This is a genomic window from Pseudoruegeria sp. SK021 (genome assembly GCF_002119405.1).
GTDB lineage: Bacteria > Pseudomonadota > Alphaproteobacteria > Rhodobacterales > Rhodobacteraceae > Meridianimarinicoccus.
This window is the reverse complement of the sequence record NZ_MTBG01000087.1, coordinates 1-2,162: the sequence shown is the minus strand read 5'-3', so window position 1 is coordinate 2,162 and position 2,162 is coordinate 1. Positions and strand designations below refer to the sequence as shown.

The window sequence follows — 2,162 nt, the reverse complement described above, 5'->3', positions numbered from 1 at the left end:
TGTTGACGTCCACGTTTCCCGGAGGGTGCCGCCTCCCACACCATATCCGGATCGAACCAGACGGTCAGCGATCCACGCTGTTTCAGCGCGAGGTTGTAGTCATGCCAGTTCGTCGTCTTGTAGGTCGCCTTTGCGGGTATGCTCATGCGCATCAGCTACCATATTGGATTCACGTGGTGAATCCCAAGCAGGATTTGCGCAACAGAGCCCCGCGCCTCCGTCGAACTGAGCATGCAGGCGTTGAAAATTTTCCAGATCGTGATCAAAAACGGATCCTTGGAAGGTTGTGGAAAGCATGGTCTCTGTCGCGCAAATCAACTGATGGACGGCTCTCTCCATTCCCCAGACCGGTTTATGCAATGGCTTTCCTAACGGAGATGCCAACCGCGGTGTAACTGTTCAGTATCGCAACGCGCATCTGAACTTCTGCGACCTGTCGGTCAAAGTCCCGTGTCATCAACCGTTGACCCAGCAGTTCCACACCATGCATCTTTGTCTCAACGCGGCTTCTGCGATGGTTTCCGCTCGAGTTCCGCCAGAGTGCTTGGCCCAGTTACTTCGACGCGGGCAACGCATCGTTCCCGGCGACGGGACCGGCGGTGGTTGGCTTCCTTGGCTGAGCTTTTCTGTGTGGTGGGATGATTGGTAGGTGATATCGGCTTGCTCATAGAAGCCAGATACCACGCTGGATTTGTGCAACTCGGCTTCACTTTGTCGGGGCATCGGTTAGATCGTGGCAGGGGTGCGGGTGTGCACTGGGATCAGGTTGGTATGGTGGCCTCGCCGGTTGCCGGAAGTCGCCAAGGTAGTTGTCGCTCAATACGTGGGATCGGCGTGTCTGAGGAAACACGCACTGCTGATAATTTCAGATTTGCGCAACGTCGCCTCGACAGGTATCCCGATTGGAAATGACCTGAGGACACCATGTTCAAAAACTTGATTTCCCACGGATTTGACGTCGCGATAAGAAACCACGCCGGGGCAATTTTCGGGGTCGATTTTCCGGATCAGGTCAGGGAATTGGAAGACGCATTGCTTAACGTTACCATCCCCATTGAGGAGTTGGTCGGTTCCGGGGGAGGGGAGGCCCAATCAACCCAGCGTCTCAGGCGCAGGCTGTACGAAGCAGGGTGGCCGAAGCACAACTTTGACTTTCAGCTTATCGTTGACGGTGTCGAGATTGTCTCGCAAAGCCACGAGATTGACCATGTCCGGCACACGGACGCCGGGAAAATTGCTCTCGAGATAGAGTGGAACAATAAGGATCCATTCTTTGATCGCGATTTGGAGAATTTCCAACGACTTCATGCGCAGTCCGCAATAAGCATCGGTGTAGTGATCACTCGCGGGTCATTAATGCAAGCAGACATGGTCGGCATGGTCGAGAGATGCCTTATGAAGCACGGCATCATCGAAGAGGCTGAGATGGTGGAACTGTTTAGTATGAAGGATCGAACTGTTCGCCAACGGCAGGCTGTGCAACGCCTAATGGACCGTCAGGTGCCTTACGCAAGAGCGTTTGCCCACCACTTTGTTCACGATAAGTTCGGACAGGCAACGACTCATTGGTCTAAGTTGGAAGAGCGGATTAACCGCGGTGTTGGCAACCCTTGCCCTCTCCTGCTGATCGGCTTGGCGAAGTCAGTAATTGTCGAGTGACCTCCGATCTGACGATTTCAAAATGTTTTTAGTCGGTAGCCTCAGTCAGAACTGCGCCCTTCGTTGCTTAACCGTCCTCTTAGGGGCATATTAAATTGAGGTCGAAGTTGTTTACGAAGTCCTTAGAGTTTAATGGCATAAGCGGTACTCCGGCGGCCTCGGCCGCACGGTAATCCTCCGCGAAACTAAGGGGATGCGGACGTAGAATTTTCTCAGCAAGATACCTGAGGAGATTCTGATGAAGATGACGAGATTTAATGAACTGAACCGCGCCGGGTTTGCCGGAGGCTGAATTGTCTTAGTTACGCGGCCATATCTGATCGTTCCATAGCAGCATAGAAGTTTGCTTCTGCCTCAGCGGGCGGGATATTCCCGATAGGTTCCAGCAGGCGGCGATTGTTGAACCAGTCGACCCATTCGAGGGTGGCATATTCGACGGCTTCAAAGCTGCGCCAGGGGCCACGGCGATGAATGACCTCAGCTTTGAATAGGCCGTTTATCGT

General features: G+C 53.5%; 2 protein-coding genes and 2 pseudogenes. 1 reads left to right on the top strand and 3 read right to left on the bottom strand.

Annotation, left to right across the window (positions count from 1 at the left end; genetic code table 11):
• Positions 1 to 146: pseudogene (locus tag BV911_RS19390) on the bottom strand (IS5/IS1182 family transposase); the annotation flags it as partial.
• Positions 147 to 352: 206 nt separating this feature from the next.
• A pseudogene (locus BV911_RS18625) lies at positions 353 to 643 on the bottom strand (IS5/IS1182 family transposase); the annotation flags it as partial.
• A 281-nt stretch (positions 644 to 924) separates the two neighbouring features.
• Between BV911_RS18625 and BV911_RS18620 the strand changes: the two are divergent.
• Positions 925 to 1,659, top strand: coding sequence for a BglII/BstYI family type II restriction endonuclease (locus BV911_RS18620; protein ID WP_086055030.1), 735 nt, complete (start codon positions 925 to 927; stop codon positions 1,657 to 1,659).
• Between the two features lie 302 nt (positions 1,660 to 1,961).
• Here BV911_RS18620 and BV911_RS18615 read toward each other — a convergent pair.
• Positions 1,962 to 2,162 (bottom strand): IS3 family transposase (locus tag BV911_RS18615; RefSeq protein ID WP_139840022.1); only part of this gene is annotated, 201 nt, incomplete at its 5' end.